We start from the raw sequence: 3,355 nt of genomic DNA on the forward strand, positions 1-3,355 counted from the left end.
TATTCCTGAATAATACTATTAAAGGTCAACTCTTCAGCAAAATTATCATTATGATAATTAATTCTTGATCTTCCTGTAAAGAGTAGCCACACCAATACCTAATTTTTCTGCTGCTAATTTTTTCCCTTCTGTACTAGCTCCATAAATCTCTAAAGCTTCTTGTATATACTCTTGTTCTATTTCTTCTAAGGTTTTGATTTCTTTTTTAATGTGATGATAAGATAATTCCTTGTTATTTAAAATATTCTCTGGTAGCATATCCTCTGTAAGGATTCCACTTTCATTAGCTATATTTATCATATATTCAATAGTATTTTGAAGTTCTCTAACATTCCCAGGCCAAGTGTAATTTAACAATGTGTCTTTACAATCATCTTCAATTGTATGAATATACTTATCAAATAATAGACCATATTTATCAATTAACTTATTCATTATTAATTCTATATCTCCTTCTCTTTCCCTTAACGGAGGGATTTCTATAGGTATTACATTTAATCTATAGAATAAATCTTCTCTAAACTTGTTATCTTTAATCCTCTGTTCTAAATCCAAATTAGTAGCAGCAATAACTCTAATATCTAAATCAATAGGCTGATTTGAACCTATTCTAGTTACAGTTCTTTCTTGCAGAACTCTCAAAAGTTTTACCTGCATATATAAGGGCATATCTCCTATTTCATCTAAGAGTATAACCCCTTCATTAGCAAGTTCAAATTTCCCTATTTTACCATTAGGATTAGCCCCTGTAAAGGCTCCCTTTACATATCCAAACAGCTCTGATTCCATAAGAGCCTCTGGCATAGCACTACAATTTACTGCTACAAAAGGTTTATGTCTTCTATCACTTAAATCATGGATTGCCCTTGCTATCAATTCCTTCCCAGTACCACTTTCACCTGTAATTAGTACTGTAGATTGAGTTGAAGCTATCTTTTTTATCTTCTCTTTTAAAACTTTCATTACTTTTGATTCACCAATTATAGCGTCTAAACCTATTCTTTTTTCACTAGTTGTCATATTGTAAATATCAGAATTTATCTTACTCATATTGTTAAAAATAAATACTTTAGCATAATCCTTAGATATAGAGTGGATGGGTATAATATTTCCTACAAGCAAAAAACTTTTCTCATTTAAAATTAGCTCATAAAGCTCTCCACCCATTATATATTCATCTTTATCTACTATTTGTACTTTATCATCTAAAATTTTAGTATAAAGTTTTAATTCCCTCATGGCACTATTGTTAAGCATTGTAATTCTGTTATCGGTACCTAATACTATAACTCCTTTATCTACATTATTTAATATTTTATTTAAGACTTCAGTCCTCTCAACTTGCATTTTGGATTCATTGTGTTGATAGACCTTAGAACTTATAAAATCACCTATTTGATTTAGAAATTGCATTTGAGAGTTTAAATCTTCTAAAATAATTTGTTTTTGTTCATCAGTAGAGCAAACTAAACCTATTACTCCAATAATTTCTTCTTCATAAATAAGCGGTGTTGATATTTCCAACTTTTCGATACAAGACTCCCTATAAACACAGTCCTTACAAATTTCATGTTCCCTTGGATTTTCAATTATTTGAGGTTCCCCCGTTTCTATTACCTTTCTATAAACTGAACCTTCATTTAGCCCTCCAATTTTATCCTTAAATATACCAGTTCCTGCAACCCTTCTCATATATTTATCCACAATTTCAACATCCACTTTTATTGCATTAGATATAACTTTTGCATATTTCATTACATCTTCCTCTATTTCATGCAATAATGAAGTCATGATACCACTCCTTTAAAGTCTTTCGGTGTATCCACATCAAATCCTAATTTCTCATCAGTTATAATTACCTTCTTTACAGAAGATATATTTTTCTTAATAATATCCCTACCACCTTTGTCACCTTCCACTTCTAGCAATTCTTCCTTATATATAGAAGAAAAAATGGTAGGTGTTCCATTTCTACCATTATAATAAGGGACTACAATAGAATACTCACTTTTTTTATATTCATCAATTAATCTATCTATTAATTCACTAGTAACAAAGGGCTGATCTCCTGTTAAAAACATATAAGCATCACTAGTTTTAGTTGCCTTTATCCCTAATTTCATGCTTTCCGATTGACCTAAATGAGCATTAGGATTATATGCGGTTTTAATCTGATGTTTTTCTCCAATCTTTCCTACTTCTTCCTTTCTATATATTAGTATTATTTCATCTAATATAGAGTTCTTACAACTTCCAATAACCCTTTCCACCATATTGACTCCATCTATTTCCATTAAAAGCTTATCCTCACCCATACGCTTTGAAAACCCCGCAGCCATTATAATCCCAGTAATCATGTTAACTCTCCTAATAAAATTTTTTCCTTTTTATATCAGTAACCATTACACTGCCTTTAAATCCATTTTCAAATAAAGTTTGCCGAATCTTACTACCTTTTAAAATACCTTTTTCATCACAAGCCTTATTCAATAGAAGAATCTTTGAACCTTGAGAATCTTTAAATATACCTTCTGAATTCAAAATATATTTTACTATAATCTCTTCATCTATTATATCAGAATACTTTGTATCTGTAATCTTCATAAATATCTCTGGCCTATGAACTATATCCTCAATTTTTTTATCCAAAGAATCAAGTCCAATTATTCCTATAGTCTTAGTTGTATTTTTCGGAATTACCGGTTCATATGATGCATGAGCTTTAATAGGTTTTTTCTTAGCTCCATCAGCTTCAATTAATAAAAAGTTGAATAATTCCATTTCAATTATCTTTTCTACCTTTTCTGGTGTAATTCCTAATAACTTACCCTTCTCTACCTTGTCCCCAAATATAGTAATACTACCTTCCTTAGGACTAAAATACTTTATATCACCTAAAAAATAATAATCATAGTCCTCTTCCCCCGGTTCATAAATAGCCGTGGTAGTTGTAATAAGCACTTTCTTTTTGAGAGCTTTCAACTCTTTCCCTAATTCAAAAATGGTTGTAGTCTTCCCTCCACCACCTACCAATGATAAAACTTCACCTTTTCCCATATCCAATTCTAAACTTTCATATATACTCATAACCTTAACCACCCCTTATATTACATTCTCATTACAAATAAGTTTCTTTTTTGGTGCCTGGCACCAAAAAGAGAACTTTAGTTCCTACCAAATTATATCATATTTTTACAATTGACGAATACTCTATATTCTGATAACATAATTACAAGATAAGCTTTAGTCTGCTATCTTGATAAAGTTCTAACTAATCATTATAATTCATAGATTATAATGATTACCCAAAATATTATAGGAAGGGAGGGGTTTTTTGCATACCATCTATATCGAC

The 3,355-nt window shown here is 30.3% G+C and carries 3 protein-coding genes; all 3 read right to left on the reverse strand.

What is annotated here, in order from left to right:
* Positions 1 to 57 precede the first annotated feature (57 nt).
* From VK998_RS08740 to yqeC, 3 genes are read right to left on the reverse strand one after another with little or no spacing between them, the layout of a single operon-like run.
* A complete protein-coding gene (locus VK998_RS08740; RefSeq protein ID WP_325227710.1) occupies positions 58 to 1,791 on the reverse strand; it encodes a sigma-54-dependent Fis family transcriptional regulator in 1,734 nt (577 codons plus the stop codon).
* Positions 1,788 to 2,357: a nucleotidyltransferase family protein gene (locus tag VK998_RS08745; RefSeq protein ID WP_325227712.1), complete on the reverse strand. Its 570-nt coding sequence runs from the start codon at positions 2,355 to 2,357 to the stop codon at positions 1,788 to 1,790. Before VK998_RS08745 ends, VK998_RS08740 begins: the two co-directional genes overlap by 4 nt.
* A gap of 10 nt (positions 2,358 to 2,367) precedes the next feature.
* Positions 2,368 to 3,087: a selenium cofactor biosynthesis protein YqeC gene (gene yqeC, locus VK998_RS08750; protein WP_325227714.1), complete on the reverse strand. Its 720-nt coding sequence runs from the start codon at positions 3,085 to 3,087 to the stop codon at positions 2,368 to 2,370.
* Between the last annotated feature and the right edge of the window lie 268 nt (positions 3,088 to 3,355).

The organism is Schnuerera sp., from assembly GCF_035459645.1.
In the GTDB taxonomy this organism is placed as follows: Bacteria; Bacillota; Clostridia; order Tissierellales; family Tepidimicrobiaceae; genus Schnuerera.

What these genes read in the sequence shown, in the direction of transcription:
- yqeC (WP_325227714.1), bottom strand. Translation starts at nt 3,087, where the DNA reads ATGAGTATATATGAAAGTTTAGAATTGGATATGGGAAAAGGTGAAGTT.
- VK998_RS08745 (WP_325227712.1), bottom strand. Translation starts at nt 2,357, where the DNA reads ATGATTACTGGGATTATAATGGCTGCGGGGTTTTCAAAGCGTATGGGT.
- VK998_RS08740 (WP_325227710.1), bottom strand. Translation starts at nt 1,791, where the DNA reads ATGACTTCATTATTGCATGAAATAGAGGAAGATGTAATGAAATATGCA.